Source organism: Vibrio sp. C8 (genome assembly GCF_054051265.1).
Genome location: NZ_JBPAOE010000022.1, coordinates 14,439 through 33,020, shown reverse-complemented (window position 1 = coordinate 33,020; position 18,582 = coordinate 14,439). Strand labels below are relative to the sequence as shown.

18 protein-coding genes are annotated in these 18,582 nt (G+C 42.0%); 12 read left to right on the top strand and 6 right to left on the bottom strand.

What is annotated here, in order from left to right; all coding sequences use genetic code 11:
• Positions 1-84: 84 nt before the first annotated feature.
• Positions 85-2,445 carry a Lon protease family protein gene (locus ACRQQK_RS11470; protein ID WP_457511525.1) on the top strand — a complete coding sequence of 787 codons (2,361 nt, stop codon included), beginning with the start codon at positions 85-87 and terminating at the stop codon, positions 2,443-2,445.
• Positions 2,446-2,513: 68 nt separating this feature from the next.
• Here the strand turns inward: ACRQQK_RS11470 and ACRQQK_RS11465 are convergent, their stop codons facing one another.
• A complete protein-coding gene (locus ACRQQK_RS11465; protein WP_457511523.1) occupies positions 2,514-3,170 on the bottom strand; it encodes a DsbA family oxidoreductase in 657 nt (218 codons plus the stop codon).
• A gap of 311 nt (positions 3,171-3,481) precedes the next feature.
• On the opposite strand from ACRQQK_RS11465, the gene ACRQQK_RS11460 reads away from it, so the two are divergent.
• The 3 genes from ACRQQK_RS11460 to ACRQQK_RS11450 all read left to right on the top strand — a co-directional run bounded on the left by ACRQQK_RS11460 (position 3,482) and on the right by ACRQQK_RS11450 (position 7,805).
• Positions 3,482-4,831 (top strand): alpha-amylase family protein, encoded by a 1,350-nt coding sequence (locus ACRQQK_RS11460; protein ID WP_457511521.1) that lies wholly within the window; start codon positions 3,482-3,484, stop codon positions 4,829-4,831.
• Positions 4,832-5,547: 716 nt separating this feature from the next.
• A complete protein-coding gene (pepT, locus tag ACRQQK_RS11455; protein ID WP_457511519.1) occupies positions 5,548-6,780 on the top strand; it encodes a peptidase T in 1,233 nt (410 codons plus the stop codon).
• Positions 6,781-6,929: 149 nt separating this feature from the next.
• Complete coding sequence (locus tag ACRQQK_RS11450; protein WP_457511517.1) at positions 6,930-7,805, top strand: mechanosensitive ion channel family protein; 876 nt, start codon at positions 6,930-6,932, stop codon at positions 7,803-7,805.
• A gap of 49 nt (positions 7,806-7,854) precedes the next feature.
• Here the strand turns inward: ACRQQK_RS11450 and ACRQQK_RS11445 are convergent, their stop codons facing one another.
• Positions 7,855-8,397 carry a YaeQ family protein gene (locus tag ACRQQK_RS11445; RefSeq protein WP_457511515.1) on the bottom strand — a complete coding sequence of 181 codons (543 nt, stop codon included), beginning with the start codon at positions 8,395-8,397 and terminating at the stop codon, positions 7,855-7,857.
• A 71-nt stretch (positions 8,398-8,468) separates the two neighbouring features.
• Positions 8,469-8,678: a cold-shock protein gene (locus tag ACRQQK_RS11440; protein WP_042481129.1), complete on the bottom strand. Its 210-nt coding sequence runs from the start codon at positions 8,676-8,678 to the stop codon at positions 8,469-8,471.
• 358 nt (positions 8,679-9,036) lie between these two features.
• Between ACRQQK_RS11440 and ACRQQK_RS11435 the strand changes: the two genes are divergently transcribed.
• Positions 9,037-9,240: an alternative ribosome-rescue factor A gene (locus ACRQQK_RS11435; RefSeq protein ID WP_042481127.1), complete on the top strand. Its 204-nt coding sequence runs from the start codon at positions 9,037-9,039 to the stop codon at positions 9,238-9,240.
• Positions 9,241-9,293: 53 nt separating this feature from the next.
• Here the strand turns inward: ACRQQK_RS11435 and ACRQQK_RS11430 are convergent, their stop codons facing one another.
• A complete protein-coding gene (locus tag ACRQQK_RS11430) occupies positions 9,294-10,457 on the bottom strand; it encodes a threonine/serine exporter family protein (RefSeq protein ID WP_457512340.1) in 1,164 nt (387 codons plus the stop codon).
• Positions 10,458-10,925: 468 nt separating this feature from the next.
• Between ACRQQK_RS11430 and ACRQQK_RS11425 the strand changes: the two genes are divergently transcribed.
• The 5 genes from ACRQQK_RS11425 to ACRQQK_RS11405 all read left to right on the top strand — a co-directional run bounded on the left by ACRQQK_RS11425 (position 10,926) and on the right by ACRQQK_RS11405 (position 14,759).
• The gene (locus ACRQQK_RS11425) at positions 10,926-11,294 is read left to right on the top strand and encodes an NADH:ubiquinone oxidoreductase (RefSeq protein WP_457511512.1); all 369 of its coding nucleotides are present in this window, start codon (positions 10,926-10,928) and stop codon (positions 11,292-11,294) included.
• A gap of 147 nt (positions 11,295-11,441) precedes the next feature.
• Positions 11,442-11,675 carry a hypothetical protein gene (locus ACRQQK_RS11420; protein WP_457511510.1) on the top strand — a complete coding sequence of 78 codons (234 nt, stop codon included), beginning with the start codon at positions 11,442-11,444 and terminating at the stop codon, positions 11,673-11,675.
• A 101-nt stretch (positions 11,676-11,776) separates the two neighbouring features.
• Positions 11,777-12,781 (top strand): response regulator, encoded by a 1,005-nt coding sequence (locus tag ACRQQK_RS11415; protein ID WP_457511508.1) that lies wholly within the window; start codon positions 11,777-11,779, stop codon positions 12,779-12,781.
• A complete protein-coding gene (locus ACRQQK_RS11410; protein WP_457511506.1) occupies positions 12,781-13,227 on the top strand; it encodes a PAS domain-containing protein in 447 nt (148 codons plus the stop codon). Before ACRQQK_RS11415 ends, ACRQQK_RS11410 begins: the two co-directional genes overlap by 1 nt.
• Positions 13,228-13,286: 59 nt before the next feature.
• Positions 13,287-14,759 carry an NAD(P)H-hydrate dehydratase gene (locus ACRQQK_RS11405; protein ID WP_457511504.1) on the top strand — a complete coding sequence of 491 codons (1,473 nt, stop codon included), beginning with the start codon at positions 13,287-13,289 and terminating at the stop codon, positions 14,757-14,759.
• Positions 14,760-14,785: 26 nt separating this feature from the next.
• Here the strand turns inward: ACRQQK_RS11405 and ACRQQK_RS11400 are convergent, their stop codons facing one another.
• Positions 14,786-15,340 carry an outer membrane beta-barrel protein gene (locus ACRQQK_RS11400; protein ID WP_457511502.1) on the bottom strand — a complete coding sequence of 185 codons (555 nt, stop codon included), beginning with the start codon at positions 15,338-15,340 and terminating at the stop codon, positions 14,786-14,788.
• A 571-nt stretch (positions 15,341-15,911) separates the two neighbouring features.
• Between ACRQQK_RS11400 and ACRQQK_RS11395 the strand changes: the two genes are divergently transcribed.
• Positions 15,912-16,955 (top strand): GMP reductase, encoded by a 1,044-nt coding sequence (locus ACRQQK_RS11395; protein ID WP_457511500.1) that lies wholly within the window; start codon positions 15,912-15,914, stop codon positions 16,953-16,955.
• 55 nt (positions 16,956-17,010) lie between these two features.
• Here ACRQQK_RS11395 and ACRQQK_RS11390 read toward each other — a convergent pair whose 3' ends face one another.
• Positions 17,011-17,949, bottom strand: coding sequence for a DUF3427 domain-containing protein (locus ACRQQK_RS11390; RefSeq protein WP_457511498.1), 939 nt, complete (start codon positions 17,947-17,949; stop codon positions 17,011-17,013).
• 143 nt (positions 17,950-18,092) lie between these two features.
• On the opposite strand from ACRQQK_RS11390, the gene ACRQQK_RS11385 reads away from it, so the two are divergent.
• Complete coding sequence (locus tag ACRQQK_RS11385; protein WP_457511496.1) at positions 18,093-18,515, top strand: (deoxy)nucleoside triphosphate pyrophosphohydrolase; 423 nt, start codon at positions 18,093-18,095, stop codon at positions 18,513-18,515.
• Positions 18,516-18,582: the final 67 nt, after the last annotated feature.

The window sequence follows — 18,582 nt, the reverse complement described above, 5'->3', positions numbered from 1 at the left end:
GAGGGGCTAAATCACTAAAAAGTCAAAGCTTTACGGCTAAACTTGATATACAAAAGAAGAATATAAAACCAAAGGAGTGGAGCTATGGCTATTCAACAACTGAACGCAGATCAGCTTTACCACGTAGCAAAGCTAGAACAATTGCCTTGCAAATCCACCAAAGAACTTCCCCCACTTGACGAAATCGTTGGTCAGGAACGTGCGCAAAAAGCGGTAGAGTTTGCCATGTCGATCAAAGAGAAGGGTTACAACATCTACGCGATTGGCCGCAATGGTTTAGGCAAGCGTACTATGATCATGCGTTATCTCAGTCGCCATAAACATGAGACAGATAACCTGTATGACTGGTGTTATGTCGCAAACTTCGATGACATTCGTACTCCGAGAGTATTAAAACTGCCACGTGGCGTAGGCAGCGCATTTCGCCAAGACATTGAAAAATTAATGACCAAGCTGATGAATGGTATGCCGTTAGCTTTTGACAATGAGTTATACATTGGTCGTGCTGAAAAACTGAAAAACCAACTCGATCAAAAACAACAAAGTGAACTGGAAAGCATTACTAAAGATGCCAAAGAAAAAGGTATCAGCCTAACCATTACCAACCAAGGTGAATACCAGTTTGTTGCTTTGAATGGTGAAGAACTGCACACCGAAGAATCCTTCGATGCGCTAACCAAAAAAGAGCAAGAACATTTCAGTCAGACGATTGATGAACTTGAAGTTGCTTTACGTAATATGGTGCGTCACTTAACTGAGTGGGAAGAGTCGTATACAGAAAAAATCAAAAAGCTCAATGATGACGTGACGCTCGATGTAGTTGCTCATTTCATTAAGCAGTTGAAGCAAGATTATTCGCAGTATGCGGAGATCAAAAGCTATCTGACAGACCTGCAAAAAGACATTCTGGAAAACGTAGATATCTTTTTAGAAGGAACAGGAGAGCAGGGTGATATTGCAACGGCAGCGTTAGATAAGAAACTGCCACGTCGCTATAAAGTGAACGTGCTGGTGAGCCGTTGTTCTGACGATTTCCCTATTGTGGTTGAGGAGAATCCTAACTACCACTCACTGTTTGGTTATATAGAAACCGCAACTTATAAAGGAACAGTATTCACTGACTTTTCATTGATTCGTGCCGGCAGCTTGCATAAGGCGAATGGCGGCGTATTGATGATGGATGCGGTGAAAGTGTTAGAGCAGCCGTACGTTTGGGACGGTTTAAAGCGTGCGCTGCGCTCTCGCCAAATCAGTTTTACCTCTTTAGAGAAAGAAGTGACGTTGACGGGGACGGTGTCACTAGATCCTGAACCTATACCGCTGGATGTCAAAATTATTCTGTTTGGTGATTACCGCACTTATGAATTGCTGGCTCATTATGATCCAGAGTTTAGTGAGTTGTTCCGCGTTACGGCTGATTTCGAAGATGAGATGAAGCGTACCGATGATACAGAGCTTCACTATGCGCGTTTTATTTCCAGCATTGTTCACGACAGCAACTTGTTACATTGTGACCGTAAGGCCATTGCAAGAATTATTGAACATAGTTCGAGAATGGCAGGCGATCAGTCAAAACTCTCTCTTCATTCGGCTCATATTGCTAACTTACTGCGTGAATCAAATTACGTCGCGAAGCAGGCGAACTCGAACATGATTCGCCAAAGTCACGTAGAAGAAGCGCTAAGTAATCAACAAATGCGCGTCAATCGTTTGCAAGAGAGTGTGATGGAAACTTTCTCCAATGGCACAACGCTTATTCAAACCGAAGGCTCAGCGGTGGGGCAGGTGAATGCTTTATCTGTTCTGGCTACCAAAGATCATATGTTTGGCGCCCCAAACCGTATCACAGCAACAACGTCTTACGGTGAAGGGGACATCATTGATATTGAACGCAGTGTCGATCTAGGGGGAAGTATTCACTCGAAAGGGGTGATGATTCTTTCTGCTTATCTAAACTCGGTATTTGGACGCACGGCGCGTGTACCGCTAACCACTACCATCACATTTGAGCAATCCTACGGTGGTGTTGATGGAGACAGTGCGAGTATGGCGGAGTTCTGTGCGATTGTTTCGGCGTTTTCTAAGCAGCCAAATCGACAAGATATTGCGATTACTGGTTCCATGAACCAGTTTGGTGAGTCACAACCTATTGGCGGAGTGAACGAGAAAATTGAAGGTTTCTTTGATGTGTGTTGCATCAAAGGACGCAGTCATTCTCAAGGGGTTATCATTCCTCAGGCCAATAAGCACAACTTGATGTTAAGACCTGATATTGTCAGAGCAGTAGAAAAAGGTGAGTTCAATATCTGGGCGATAAGCCACGTATCTGAAGCGATTGAAATTTTCACTGGTAAAAAAGTGGGTATTGCAACAGAAGATGGTAGTTATCCGGTGGACAGCATTTACGGACTGGCTCAGGCCAAATTGAATGCTTTAAGAAAGTAGCAGCGTAAGTTGTTTAAGCTGAATATTAAGGCCTTCAAATGAAGGCCTTTTTCATATGAATTTTATATCTAATGAATTGATGCTGTGTTTTGAGAAATACTTTTTAATAGTTCTACCAGTCGCTCTGTAGTTTGAGCACCGGACACGAGATGTTTCTGATCGATAATAATGGCAGGAACGGCATGGATACCAGCCTGAAGCCATTGCTGTTCAGTACTTGCCACCGCTTTTGCCCATGATTCATCATGCAATACTTGCAGGCATTCAGATTCATTTAGCCCAGCATTTACGGCGATTTGTATTAGTACATTCTCGTCATCAATCTGTTTTTCTTGGCAGAAATATGCTTGGAACAATGCAAGTTCGAGTTCACTTTGTTTGTGATGTTGATTTGCCCACATCAACAGCTGATGAGCTTTGCGCGTGTTGTAGATTCGCATTTCTTCATAGAAGTTGAACTGGAATCCCACCTCAGCTCCTAACTGAGTCAGAGTCTTTCTGGCTTCAATGCTCGCCTCTTTGGTCGTGCCATATTTGCGAGCAAGATGATCTCGAAGGTTTTCTCCACCTTCAGGCATGGTTGGGTTAAGTTCGAATGGATGCCAGTGTATTTCTGCCTGAATCTCATTCGATACCAGTTTCAAAGCCGCTTGCAGGCGCTTATATCCAATAATGCACCAAGGGCAGACTACATCAGAGACGATATCGATTCTTAGGGACCGCATATAATCCTCCATAGTGAGCGAATTGATCACTTATTTATGACACCAAACCCTGCTGTCTCGTAAATGAAAACAACGTTGCACAGCCTAGTAAAGTATAGGCGTCTATACTGTGATGAGGTTAAGGATAACCCAACCTAGCTTAAATATGTCAATCTACGCCTTCATTCTCCACCGTTATTTATAATTAAGAGGTGGATTTCAAATAGATTGAATATTTTATACTCGGTTATATATAAGGGCTTTTAGCCCTAGCAAGCCGCGCATTCATTTTAGTTTTCATTCGGCTTGTTGATTAACAAGGAGTATTTACAATGAGTCTTCATCAGCCAACTGACGTTATATTGCACGCATTTGACTGGCCTTATGCCCTCGTAGCTGAGCGAGCTTCAGCAATATTCGAAGCAGGGTATAAAGCCGTATTGATTTCCCCTCCAATGAAATCCGCGAAAAGCGACCACGGTACAGAGTGGTGGCAACGCTACCAACCACAAGATTACAGAGTCATCGACAATCAACTCGGTGATACTCAATCATTTAAAGACATGACCAATGCTTTGAAAGCTTTTGGTGTACATGTCTACGCCGACGTGGTGTTCAACCACATGGCCAATGAATCGAAAAAACGCCTCGATCTTCAATACCCTAGTGAAGAGGATATGAAGCACTATCAAAAATCTTCACGCTATTATCAAAAACAAGTGTTGTTTGGTGATTTGTCTGAGCCTTTGTTTAAAGAAGAAGACTTCGTTGAAGCCTTTGGTATCAAAGACTGGAAAGACAGATGGCAAGTGCAGAATGGTCGTATTACTGGCGGTCCACATGATCAGGGATTGCCAACTCTAAGAGATTGTTCGCATGTGATAGAAATGCAGCAAACCTATCTAAAAGCACTGAAAACATTGGGTGTGAAAGGATTCAGAATTGACGCTGCAAAGCACATGTCTATTGAGCATCTAAAGAAAGTTTGGAGCGATGATATTACCCAAGATGTGCATATTTTCGGCGAAATCATTACTGATGGCGGAGCAACCAAAGAAGAATACCAGTTGTTCCTAGAACCTTATTTGGCTGAAACCCAACTCAGTGCTTACGATTTCCCTCTATTTCAGACGGTGTTCAATGCATTGCAAAAATCAGGCAGCTTGAAAGCGCTCATTGACCCTTACTGTTTTGGCGAAGCGCTTTCGAAGGAACGAGCCATTACCTTCACGGTTACCCATGACATCCCTAACAATGATGTATTCAAGAACTTAGTGATGGATGAAGCTTTAGAAAGCTTGGCGTACAGCTATATATTAGGGCGTGATGGCGGAGTGCCGTTGATTTACACCGATTTGGATACCAGCCGTATCCACAATAAATCGGGTAAACCTCGTTGGTTGAATGCATGGAACGATCCAAAAATCATCGCGCAAATTGAGTTCCACAACCGAATGCATGGGTTGCCTATGGTGATGATTGAAGCCAGTGATGACTTACTGGTGTTCAGTCGTGGCGAGAAAGGAATTGTTATTATCAATAAATCTGCAAGACCACAGACAGTAGAGCTTAACTGGAATCACGCATTACGGGATTTGTTAAGTGAACAAGTGTTCTCCAGCACTGGTACGAAAGTTGTAGTCGAAGCTGCTCCTCTAACTAGCTATATGCTTTGCAAGTAGCGATCGAAAACGAAGTAAACCCTGACATTAAGACAAAAAAATGCCGCATTCAGATTCGATGCGGCAAAACTATTTAAGCTAGCAGTAGTTTAATAGGGGGTAACTTACTTAACATGAAAAAGTACCCAGTCATCATGCATCCACTCAGTTAAATGTATGCTTGGTTTCTGCCAGCGTTATGTCAGGATTTAGCGGTTCTTTTACGTAAGCCTTTATAATCGCTAGACCATCAAATAAAAATCCCCAGTTGAGCACACTGGGGATTTTTTATTTTTGAGCCTTTAGGTCTTTTATGAAACCTCGTTAGAAGTTTGACGTTGTCAGCATTTAATATTTTCTAGGGGGGAAAATAAAGGAGACATAGTTAAACGTAGCTGTACAAAACTTAAACAGCAAAGTTGTGAATGATTTTCCTTTAAGCTTTTTAGTGGTTTGTGATGTTAATTCCAACTAGATGTAGTGAATGAAACAGAACATTTATTTATGACACGCTTAGTATGGTCAACAACCTCTCTTCGTACTGCATCATTTCCCGTGACTGGGCTTATCTTTGCGCCCATACCGCTTAAGTTACCAAAAACTGATTTACAGCAATTCTTACTTTCAAATAAAACGTACTATGGAATGCAATAAGCTGCGTATCACTTAATGCTGGGATACGGGTTGCAGCATAGAGTTTTCTGTTGCTGCGTAATGAATTAAAAGCGGAACTTGTTATGGAAAATCTTATTCAACGTTTTTTAAGTTATGTTACTTACGATACCCAATCAAAACCCAAGAACCATCACTGCCCAAGTTCTGCGGGGCAAAAAGTGTTTGCCCAAGCTCTTTATGAAGAATTGCTTGAACTAGGCCTAAGTGACGTATCCATTGATAACCACTGTTATGTAATGGCGAAACTGAAATCAAACGTCGATTACTCGGTACCAGCTATTGGTTTTATTTCCCACATGGATACAGCGCCTGATGCCTCGGGTAAACATGTGGTTCCACAGATTGTAGAAAACTACCAAGGTGGCGATATTGCTTTGGGCAAAGGCGATGAAGTTCTTTCTCCCATTCAGTATCCTGAATTGCATAAATTGCATGGTAAAAACCTAATCACCACCGATGGCAATACTCTTTTAGGTGCAGACAATAAAGCGGGAATTGCTGAGATCATCACGGCAATCGAAATGCTGCTTGCTGATCCATCTATTCCCCATGGCGATATCTGTATCGCTTTTACGCCAGATGAAGAAATCGGTCGTGGCGCGAACCATTTTGATGTGGAAAAATTTGGTGCCAAGTGGGCTTATACCATTGATGGTGGTCCTGTCGGAGAGCTGGAATACGAAAACTTTCATGCAGCAACGGCAGAAGTAACTTGTCACGGCGTGAGTGTCCACCCTGGTACAGCAAAAGGCAAAATGGTGAATGCGATGCATATTGCCTCCCGCTTCGTTGTTGCGATGCCGGAACAAGAGACGCCACAGAATACCGAAGGCTATGAAGGCTTTTACCATCTATCTTCCGCTTCAATGGGTATAGCCAAATCACAGTTAAGCTACATCCTTCGTGACTTTGAGCGAGAAGGTTTAGCGGCTCGCAAAGCATTCATGCAACAAAAAGTGGATGAACTGAATAAACAGCTATCAAAAGGCAGTGTTGAACTGGAAATTTACGACAGCTACGCCAACATGAAAGAGATGGTAGAACCTCATCCGCATATTATCGAATTGGCAAAAATCGCGATGGAACATTGCGGTGTTGAACCTCTAATCAAACCGATTCGAGGTGGTACAGATGGCGCTCGGCTTTCTTTCATGGGATTACCTTGCCCGAACATATTCACGGGTGGCTATAATTTCCACGGTATCCACGAGTTTATAACTATTGAGGGTATGGAACAGGCGGTTAATGTGATCGTGACCCTAGCTGAGAAAACTGCACGGCACTATAAACAATAAACTGCTTTATCAACGATTTCGGTCGGTTATACTTATTTGAGCGTTGGCAATAATGTGTTTGCCAACGCTTTTTTTATATTGATACCGACAGAACTTAGTCGTCATAGGTATTTCAGTAAGTTGATCGGTTGTTTGCAGTAGGAAGAATTATGGAAAAATTTAATGCGGTGGTAGATTTTCTATTCGCGCACAAAATGTTGTTATCCACGCTAATTTTGGTTGTTATATGGCTGGTGCGCCGAGTAGTTCTTTCATATATCCGTGGTGATGTTGCATTTATTACTGAGAAGCAAAGGAAATGGATGTCGCGTACAAAAAACGGCGCATTTACCATTATCGTGCTTCTATTGTTCATGCTTTGGCAATCAGAGATCAGTGAGTTTGCTCTATCGGTAACGGCTATCGCTGTGGCTATCGTTGTGGCATCAAAAGAAATTATCCTGTGTTTTACAGGTTCTATTCAGCGTGCAAGTTCTCGCTCATTCCGCATTGGAGATTGGATTGAAGTGGGTTCCATCAGTGGTGAAGTGATTGAGCACAATATGATGGCAACTGTTATTCAAGAGATAGCGTTGCAAAAATCCCATTATCATTACACGGGTAAAACGGCGACGTTACCAAACAGTATGTTCTTTCTATACCCGGTAAAGAACTTGAACTTTATGAAGCGCTATGTATTTCATGACATCACGATTGTGGTACCTGAGTTCCTCAATCTTTTCCCTTTGATTCCGCAAATACATGAACGTATTGAGGTTCACTTCGCTCACTTTATGGATGTTGCAAGACGCTATAACGCTGTTATCGAAAAACATGCTGGTGTTGACTTACCTGGCGCTGATCCGCATGTGGAAATCACCAGCACTGCAGCTGGTGAGCAAGTCGTACATATCAAAATTTTCTGTCCAACAGAACGTGCTACCTATTTGGAGCAGTTGATAAGAAAAGACTTTATGGAACTCTATGAACAGAAATACCCAAGAGTACCAGTTGAAATGATGGCACAAGCCCAAATCCAGAAGTGATTGCTAAAAAGGTCTGTTTATACAGACCTTTTTCTATTTCAGGGCAGAATTATTCAGGAAGGTTTTGTAAAACTTCAAAGGAGATTTCATGGCTTCCCATATCGCCTTCAACGAATAGAGATTGGCCTGTGATCATCACGGAAAGATCCACCGTTCTTGAAGGTGATGCAGCGATAAGGTCGATGGCTTGGGGATCGAAACGAACCACTTCAACAGGAAGGTAGCCGAATTTACCTTTGTGCTGATTCCACCAAATGTCAGAACGTACTTGATATGTGTAAACCTTCACCACATCTGCAACGCGTGTGGCTTTTTTTACTCGGTCCACGTCTGGCTCGCCCAGCTCAATCCACACTTCTGAACGACCTTCGAGATTTTGTTGCCAGATATCGGGTTCAGTGGTTGTTGATATGCCTTTGGTGAACTGCAAATCAGGGTGCGCATTTAAACAAAATGCCATGATTCTAGCCATCATGCGTTCATTGGTTTCGGAAGGGTGTAAAGCAACGGTTAAGTTAAGGGAATCATAGTAGTCACGATTTAAGTCAGTTAAGGCAATTCGAAACTTATAGATAGTTGGTTTAAGGGCCATGAGGAGTTTTTCTCGTAGAAACTAAATAGCCAGCATTACGCTGGCTATTAAACAAGTATGTAGCAATAAAATTAGATAACTTTAATGCTTTCAGCTTGTGGGCCTTTTTGACCTTGAGTTACAACGAACTCAACTTTTTGGCCTTCAGCTAGAGTGCGGAAGCCTTCGCTTTGAATTGCACTGAAGTGAGCGAAAACGTCAGGACCGTTTTCTTGCTTGATGAAACCAAAACCTTTTGTTTCGTTGAACCATTTAACGGTACCAGTAACAGGTGTAGACATATTTCTTTTCCTAAAATTTTTACTTTAAAGCCGATTAGGGCGCTGATAGCGTGGAAAAATAGATTGCTATTGCGTACGACACGACGGGGGAGTTACGAGTAATCCAACGAAACAATGTGTAAACAAAGAACTTCTTTCTAGCTAATGACGAGTCTAGGCAATTGAATTCACTTGTCAATCGGATCTTTAGCTCAGTCGAATCAGTGAAACAAGTTTCAACCAATTTTTTGCACTAAACACCATTTCTTAGCGATTTAAGTGAGGTTGAATAACTTTTTGATTGCTATCGATTCACCGATTTTATTGACACTTTCAATATTGAGCGCAGAATACGCATAACTTTTAAAAGGAGAGTGAGATGAGTAAATCAATCAAAAAATCTCTACCAAACGAAGTGGTTGATACGGAATTTGGTCGAGGTGTTATTAAAGACAACGCATTAAAAGCGGTAGTGACAAGCCAGTTATTTAGACAAAGAGTAGAGAAAGCCAAGAAAGGTAAAGGAAGTTTCAATCGCAAAATGAAACATAAGGGTAAAGAGCCCTATTCAAAAGCTGCTTAATCGCTGTTTTCGAATAGGGCTCTGTCATTACAAAATTAACTATTATAGAGCGGTTATCTGTCTATTTGCGGTGAATAGATGGAATAAGCGGTAATTTGCCCTGCAACAATCGCAGAGAACATAAACAGCGCCGATAAGCCTATACTCGGGATTGGCAATATAGACTGTTCAAATACCGACTGACTGGCGCTGATCAACACTCGACTTCCCGGTACCAAGATGATGATACCTTGGACAATATATATCGAACCCGTTAGCTCCATTTTCTTTGCCAGCCAAGTTCCATACAGCGTAATAAGCACAGTCGTTATCCAAGTACCGACAACCCAACCAGCGTCAAAGCCTAGATAAAATGGCCCCCACATACCTAATACTGCAACGGGTAAACCAAGCAGAATATCTTTTGGTCTTGCATTGAAAATAACACCAATTGAAACTGACAGAAGAAACAAGCCAAAGATGTGCAGTAACATCGGTACTTCGTTCTTGTAGGTAGCAGCTACCGCTTGTCCCCATATGGCTTCACCAATATTCAGTCCGATCACAATACCCACAAAGAGCTTAATCAGAGTTAAAGCACTTTGCCCGAGTAAACTGGTGCCGGAAACTAAGTCATTAAAGGCTAAACATTCAAGCGAGTTAGCAATAGACAATCCGGGGACAAATAAGATCACGGCAGCAACGCATAACGCCCAGACAGGGATTGGTAAGCCAGTACTTGCTAAAAACGCAACAAATATGCCTGTAAGCATTGAGGCAAGAAACTCCGCTGCAATCGCTCTTCTTGAATGACAGATCAGTTGGCTTAACCAAACCACAAGCCCTAAAACTACCGATATATAGACAGCTTCGAGAGTACTGCCGACCAGCATTAAATACGCTGGTGGAATGCCCATGTTGGCTAAAGCAATAAACCATTTAGAATAACCAACAGGTTCAGGCAGTGGTTCACTGCTTGGTTGATTAATTCGGATGATGGTGTTCGCCAACAAACTCAAGTTAATCGATGCAGGTTTATGGCGCTTCATTACCACAGCGTTGTTGTCGTCAGGAAATTGGTAATTAATGGCCGTAGGTGTCGCTTGGATCATTACATCGACACCGTGCTTTTTGGCGTAATACTGGGTGTATTTTTCTACTTTATACGGTGCACAGCCACTACGGTGTAGCGTGTCGCCAATTTCTACAATTTTGTTAATTCGGTGTTGAGACAACATGGTTTTTGAAGGCTGAAATGAAAGTGGCGTAAAGGTATCAGAGCGTTGTCTAATTGGCGAGAGGTTAGTGATTGTTACCAACAAAAATATAGTGTTTTTTAATTTTAGTGTGTCTTTTATTGATTTGGCTTATGAACGAATAACATTTTTTGTCTGAATTAAGTTGTAAATACAAAATCTCCCCATTTAGTTACAATTTGTAATACTTTTTTTGAAAATATTTTCAGTTAAATAAATGTTAATAAATAAGCCTTTTATAATTTGTTTTCTCGTAAATTCTGGCTCTTATCTTTGTAAATGAATGTGACAATTTAACGCATATTTAACAAAGCAACTGGCTGTTTAATAAGTATAAGTTTTGTTGATTTTTCAACCTTGAAATAAATAAAAGATGAGCGAAAATGACTGAAAAATTAATTTCCAAAATTGAAAGGATTCATTGCTGTCACTTAAAGAGGTAGGCATGTTATGAAACTATTATTGATATTAATGACGTCGCTTTCTGCTGGTGTCGCTTCTGCAGCTCATATTCATTCTTTTCTTTTAGGCATGTCTGTCGCTGCTCTGGCTGTAGGTAGCTGCTATTGGTTTGCTTTTAGAAGCACACGTGTTCCTGAGCTGGCAGTTTTCTTATTGGTATGTGGTTTGTTGGCTAAGCTAACCGTTACCGTTGTAGGTGTAATGTGGGGCTTATCGGCACAACTTATCACGTCTCCGCTCGTGTTCGCTCTGTCGTATTTGTTCTTCTCTATCACTGTAACTTACTTGTGGTTCAGCTACCGAGAAAGCATTACAGAATTACCAAAGAAGTTCCGTAACCATGTGGCGCATTTGTAAAACCGCACTAGATTCTGCATAACAGATTAGATTCTTCTAAGGGGCCAACAGGCCCCTTTTTGCTGTGTGTTGTACGACTATAGTCCTAAAGTGTCCCGCTGTTTTTCCTTATATACTTATTTGCAAATGATGTATGAAGGAAATGTTATGGATATTGCACTGTTTTGGATAGAAAAAAGTATCTTAGTCGCGGGTATAATCTTGGTTCTTACCAGCATTACGCAATACGGCCGACGCAGCCATGACTGGAAAGGCGTCATCACTATGTTCTATAAGCGCGTTCCTATGTCGATTTCCGAATATAAATGGTACCGAATAGGCGTTGCCCTACTGGTTTGTGCCGTTCTAATACGTATTATTGTGCTTACTCTTTGGCCGTAATCTCTAAATTAATCAATAACTAGTCATCTATTTTTAGCCTTAATCACACTTTTAGGTATACACTTTAGAGAGTCTTATCAAATTAAAGGGAAGGTGATGATATGTCGTTTCCTGTACTCATCTGTGATGATTCAGCTCTTGCTCGAAAGCAGATGGCGCGTTCCCTACCTGCGGCTCTGAATGCAAATATTACCTTTGCTGAGCATGGGCTAGATGCGTTGCAAATCCTGCAACAACAAACGTTCAATCTCATGTTCCTAGACCTGACAATGCCTGAGCTGGATGGCTTTGGCACGTTAGAGGAAATGAAGAGTAGAGGTATCTCTACTCCTGTTGTGGTTGTGTCGGGGGATATTCAACCCAAAGCGAAAGAACGTGTAATGGCGTTGGGTGCGAAAGCCTTTATTCAAAAACCTATAGATATCAATGTTCTTAAAGACGTATTAAAAACCCTGGTTGAACCTGTCTCGGTTCCGAAAATAGTCACTCAGGTTTCACTTGAACTACCCGTACTTCGCCGACGCGATATCTATATGGAAGTGGCTAACGTGGCTATTGGTCGTGCTGCGGATGCACTGGCAAGGCACTTTGATGTATTTGTCCGTCTGCCTTTGCCCAATGTAAATATCTTTGAAGTTACTGAGCTCCATATGGCACTTCGCGATCTTGCGGATAATGCGCATGTGTCCGGTGTATGCCAAGGATTTAGTGGTGAGGGTATCGCAGGTGAAGCTTTAGTGCTTCTTAGTGATACCAGTGTTTCTGATTTGAAAAAGCTGATGAAAGTACCAGCCGAGAGTGAAGATCTCGAAGAGTTGGAACTGCTTATGGATGTGTCCAATATCTTAGTGGGTTCATTTCTTAATGGACTAGGAGAGCAGGCGGAAGTACGCTTTTTCCAAAGTTCGCCAGTCCTGCTTGGTCAACACATTACGATTGATTCTGTGATTAGCTCCACGGCGGGATCGTTCAGTAAAACGATGACGTTTGAGGTCAGCTATACGATAGAAGACACTTCGATTCGATGTGACCTGCTATTTATGTTTGTTGACGAGTCACTACCGTTACTTGATAGCAAACTTGCCTACTTGATGGAGGATTTCTAATGTTGTCTCTTCCAGCAGAATTTGAACAGTTTCATTGGATGGTCGACATGGTGCAAAACGTCGACATGGGATTAATTGTGATCGATCGCGATTACAACATTCAGGTGTGGAATGGTTTTATGACGCACCATAGTGGCAAAATGGCTCAGGAAGTGATTGGGAAATCTTTGTTTGAGGTATTTCCTGAGATTCCACAAGATTGGTTTCGTCTTAAAACTAAACCTGTTTACGATCTAGGTTGCCGCAGCTTCATTACATGGCAGCAACGTCCGTATTTATTTAAGTGTCGCAACGTTCGCCCTGTGACCCAGCAAGCAGATTTTATGTATCAAAACATAACGTTAAACCCAATGCGGACGCCGACGGGTGTGATAAATTCACTGTTTCTTTCTATTCAAGATACAACCGCAGAAGCGCTGGTGGTTTTAAAAGCGCACCAGAGTTGAGCGAGTTACCGTTTCACAATTGATAGATTTCAGCATTGGGGGAGCAGAGAGGGATTACTATGCCTATACCCAGCGTTTTTTACACAGCCCAACAAGTAAAGCAAGGTGAAGTTAGAGCTGCAAAATCAACAGGGCTGGAAATGTTCAGTTTGATGGAAAGAGCAGGGCAAGCCGCCTTTACTATCGCGTTTGCTCAATACCCAGGGACGCATCATTGGCTTGTGTGCTGTGGTGGAGGTAATAACGGTGGTGATGGTTACATTGTTGCCTGTTTAGCGAAGTCGATGGGGGTACATGTGACTGTGTGGCAGCATGGCGATCCTGAAAATCTCAAAGGGGACGCGCTTTCTGCTTATTATCATTGGTTGGATCATGGTGGTGAAGTTTATCCTTTTGATGACGTGATTCCCGATGATGTTGATCTTATCATTGACGGATTGTTAGGGACGGGTTTATCCGGCACGGTTCGTGAGCGAATCTACGACCTTATCCAATTGATCAACGCAGCTAACGTTCCCGTCGTCGCTATAGATGTTCCTTCAGGGCTATGTGCGAATACTGGTGCGGTTCTCGGCATCGCAGTAAAAGCTGATCACACCATTAGCTTTATTGGTCTAAAACAAGGCTTAGTGACGGGGCAGGCTCGTAACTATGTGGGTCAGCTACATTTTGCGGGATTAGGTGTTGAAGAAAGTTTTGAACAGCAAAACACACCAACATTAAGATCGATCTCTCCAAAATCCATCAAATCGATATTGGCTCAAAGAGAAGCGTGTGCTCACAAAGGTTTGTACGGCAAAGCTCTGCTTATTGGTGGTAATGAAGGTATGGGGGGGGCAATCATTTTAGCTGCTCAAGCCTGCGCCCGAGTGGGTTGTGGTTTAACGGCTTCGCTACTTCATTCCTCAAATGTTTCTTCGATTTTGGTATCAGTACCTGAAGTGATGAGTGCGGGTTGGGATGATGAACCGCGAATTCAACAGAGGATTGAATGGAGCAACGTTGTCGCTATTGGTCCCGGACTCGGCAGAGACTCAAAGTCAGAGCGGCTATTCTGTCAAATACAGGATCTATCTATAAACAAAGTTGTAGATGCTGATGCTCTGTACTTTCTAGCAAAAAATGCCAATTTTGACGATAACCGAATCATTACCCCTCACCCAGCGGAAGCGGCGAGGCTACTTGGTGTGGAAGTTGAGATTATCGAAGCCGACCGATTCAAAGCTATTAAAGATCTACAGAAGAAGTTTGGCGGTGTTGTGGTGCTAAAAGGTGCAGGAACGTTAGTGAGTGATGGTAACGAAATATATGTGTGTTTAGCGGGCAATCCGGGTATGGCGAGCGGTGGAATGGGAGATGTATTAACCGGCGTGATTACATCACTTCTCGCGCAGGGTTTAAGCTGTTTCGAAGCGGCAAAACTGGGCGTTATTATTCACAGCAAAGCAGCGGATCTCAACGCTAAAGAAAAAGGCGAACGAGGAATGCTAGCCAGCGATTTGCTTAGCCATTTACGCAGTTTGGTTAATTGATCAGCTCAGTCACTTAACAACTTGGCTTACAAACTAAATTTCGCACCCAGAGTAAATGAAGTTGCAGAGTATTCGTTCTGTAAGTCTTGATATTTAAGTTCGACACTCAGTTCCAACTTCTCAACGTACATAGGCTGAATCTTTGCGCCGATGCCTATGTATGGATTAATGCCCGAATGATCTTGACTGGTTTCTGGCACAACGCTGGTATTCGTTTCTTCTACGTTTGTTTGCCCAACACCACCCCTTGCATACACACTGGAGAAGCTATTAATAGGCTGCTCTATCGTCGCACCCGCAAAAAAACTACGGTACTTAACCTGTTGTGAATCGCCGTTTTTGTCATAAAACGTCGCACCATCAGACATGGTATCGGTATAGCCGAAGTCAACACCGACAAAAGGCGACAAGAAATAGCTGTAACCAAGCGTCGTTGTCCAAGCACTTTCTGTAGAATTGCTGTTATCGATATAGTTAAAGCCGCTATCGGCGTAAAACTGATGTCTGCTCTCTGCTGCTAGAGTTGGTAAAGCCAAAAACAAAAAGATTAAACCAACACAAGTTTGTCCTAAATATTTCATCTTTGTTCTCCACTGCCATCTGAAGATGCACTGGTGTCTTATAGAATTTTGACACTCTGTCTTATTCGTTTTAATAAATCGGTTTCTTTTAAATATAAGCAAGTTATGAACCGCAGATTGTTTTTATCTCTAGCGTAAGTAAAAAGCTGTGATCAGACGTTGATTGAGTAAAAAATGAACGAAAGTTAAGGTGTGGAAATTTCAACATAAGGTGATTTAGTTCACGTTATTAGAATGACGTACTGCTTTTAAGCCAATAACCAAACGTTTGCTAAACGACAATAATTTGACTATGGAAAGCTAATCTATTGATATTTAAGTTATTGTTGAGTTTTGAATTTGAAGAGAAGAATTCTCAGAGCGGGTGATATGAAATCTTCGGCAGGATAACACAAAAAAAATGCAAATATCAGACTTGCCGGAAAGAAATCACAACCTATAATGCTGAAAACCGGAGCGTCTGCCAACGCTCCGGTTTTTTTGTGTCCGAAAAGTGACTACGTCTGCCAACGTGTTCACTACGCACTCTGCAAAAGAGACACAAACTGTGAATTAATCAAGGAATTACACAATGCGTATCGAACAAGAACTTAAGTTAGGTTTCAAAGATGTACTGTTTCGCCCGAAACGTTCAACCCTAAAAAGCCGTTCTCAAGTAAATTTAACCCGCGAGTTTACCTTCAAGCATAGTGGTCGTCAATGGTCTGGAGTACCTGTTATTGCTGCAAACATGGACTCTGTAGGCAGCTTTAAAATGGCGGAAGCGCTCGCTAAACACAACGTGATGACAGCTATTCATAAACACTACAGTGTTGAGCAATGGGCTGAGTTTGTTCAAAACGCAGAAGCTCAAACGTTGAGAAATGTGATGGTATCAACGGGCACATCGGATAATGACTTCCAAAAAACGAAAGACATTATGGCGATGAGTGAAGAGCTTATTTTCATCTGTATTGACATCGCAAATGGCTACTCAGAACACCTTGTTGATTACGTTCAAAAAGTACGTGAAGCATTTCCAAGCAAAGTGATTGTTGCTGGTAACGTAGTGACTGGCGACATGGTTGAAGAACTGATCCTTGCTGGTGCGGATATCGTAAAAGTAGGGATTGGTCCGGGTTCTGTATGTACAACTCGCGTGAAAACTGGTGTTGGTTATCCTCAACTGTCTGCAATCATTGAATGTGCTGACGCTGCTCACGGCCTAGGTGGTCGCATTATTGGCGATGGCGGCTGTACATGCCCGGGTGATGTGGCAAAAGCGTTTGGTGGCGGTGCTGACTTCGTCATGCTTGGCGGTATGTTAGCGGGCCACGAAGAAGCTGATGGTGAGCTTGTTGAGAAGAACGGTGAAACTTACATGAAGTTCTACGGAATGTCTTCTAAGAGTGCGATGGACAAGCACTCTGGCGGCGTTGCTGGCTACCGTGCAGCTGAAGGAAAAACCGTATTAATTCCATTCCGTGGTCCTGTTGAAAACACCATTCAAGATGTGCTTGGTGGCGTGCGTTCAACCTGTACATATGTAGGCGCAGCCTCGCTTAAAGAGCTAACTAAGCGTACAACTTTCATCCGCGTACAAGAGCAAGAGAACAACGTTTACGGTAAAGAGTAAACTTCCAACTCTTCGGAAAATTCGAGTTATTACGAGCCGCATTTTGCGGCTCTTTTTATCCCGCGTTATATCTGTACATGGTCGGTTCTAGATCTTCAACTTTAGGTTTCCAATTTGTAATTAGCTTAATTTTTCCTCCGTCAGTTATATATTCTCCTGCACTCATAACCGACACTTCGATATCACTAACAATGAATAAGTCTGTCTCACATTTTTCAGAAAGAGCGTCTTGCACTTCATTTCTAGTGACGTTAACAAACTGCCCCGTGGACATTGTCCCTTTTACTTCAACTCGACGGAAAGACTCGTTTTGAAAACATTCTAAATCGTAGGGACAGTTAGATGATGTGTCCTTTACGTCATATCCCAACTGTTGGTAATACTCAATCGCCACTTTCATAGCATGTAACTCAATAGCTTTCTTCTTTTTTGAGTCAGTCATTCTGCCTTGAGCTGAGTTTTTGACTTTCATTAGAGCTTTAGGCAAATCGCTAAGCAGTGACTCTTTGGTATCTGTACTCCATGCGTAAATTTTCCCCAGCAACGCATTTGGCTTATTTTGATAGTTTTCTACTTCAAATAGCACTTCTACAGGGTTAGTTTTGTCGTGTTCGAGATACTTTAGGTTTCCCGCAAAGACAAAGGGTTGAGTGACGCCTTTTATCTTGTCATGTATACGAATAAACAAAATGGTTGGATAACCGTCGATAATATTTTGAATAGCAGGGGATTTAGGTGTGTTTGAGTTTTGTGATTCCCAAAAAAACTGTTTGCCATCAAGTAAAAATGTGTCGTTGTATCTGTGCGCTTTATCTTTATTTGATTTATCTAACGTAACGAACAGAAGGATAGAATTCTTGAAGCGAGTAATACCTGTAATGTCGCGAGCTTGTTGGGGAATAGTTACTTCGCCTATCTCCATAACGCTCATACGATCGTACTTATCTCCCACGATGAATTTTTCATACCGAAAAACTTCATTTTCTCTTGCCATAGGTCCTCATAAAGCACTTTGGAACAATATACCGTAAAGATATACGGTATACCGTTTAGTGCACTCATACAACGTTTGAATCCCGCAATAAATGGGATCATAATGACAAATGTTTAAAGTCTTTGATGAAGTAAATGATTATTATGAAATTAATATCATATGAAAGTGACTCACCCATTAAAGTTACCTGTGGCGTTATATTCAATGAAGATGGAAATGTATTTATCTGTCGCCGTAAGCAAGAAAAATCAATGGGAGGGTATTGGGAGTTTCCTGGCGGTAAAGTAGAAGAAGGCGAGTCATTACAGGAATGTTTAAAGCGAGAGTTACTTGAAGAATTGGATATGGAAGTTGAAGTAAATCAATGTCTTAAAACTGTATTGCACGACTACGGTACGTTTAAAATAGAGTTAGTTGCGTTCACTTGTTATTTTCAACGGAGTAGCTATTTAATGACTGACCACGATAAATATGAATGGGTAGATGTTTCTGCCATTTTAGAAAAAAAATTAGCTCCCGCTGATGTCCCTATTGCTGAGTGTTTACCATTAATTCTTGATGTGTAGGTGCTAGCATAAGTTTAGGCTCTTTATCCCTTCATCAGAAAAGATGACGCCTATGAGGTATCGTCGA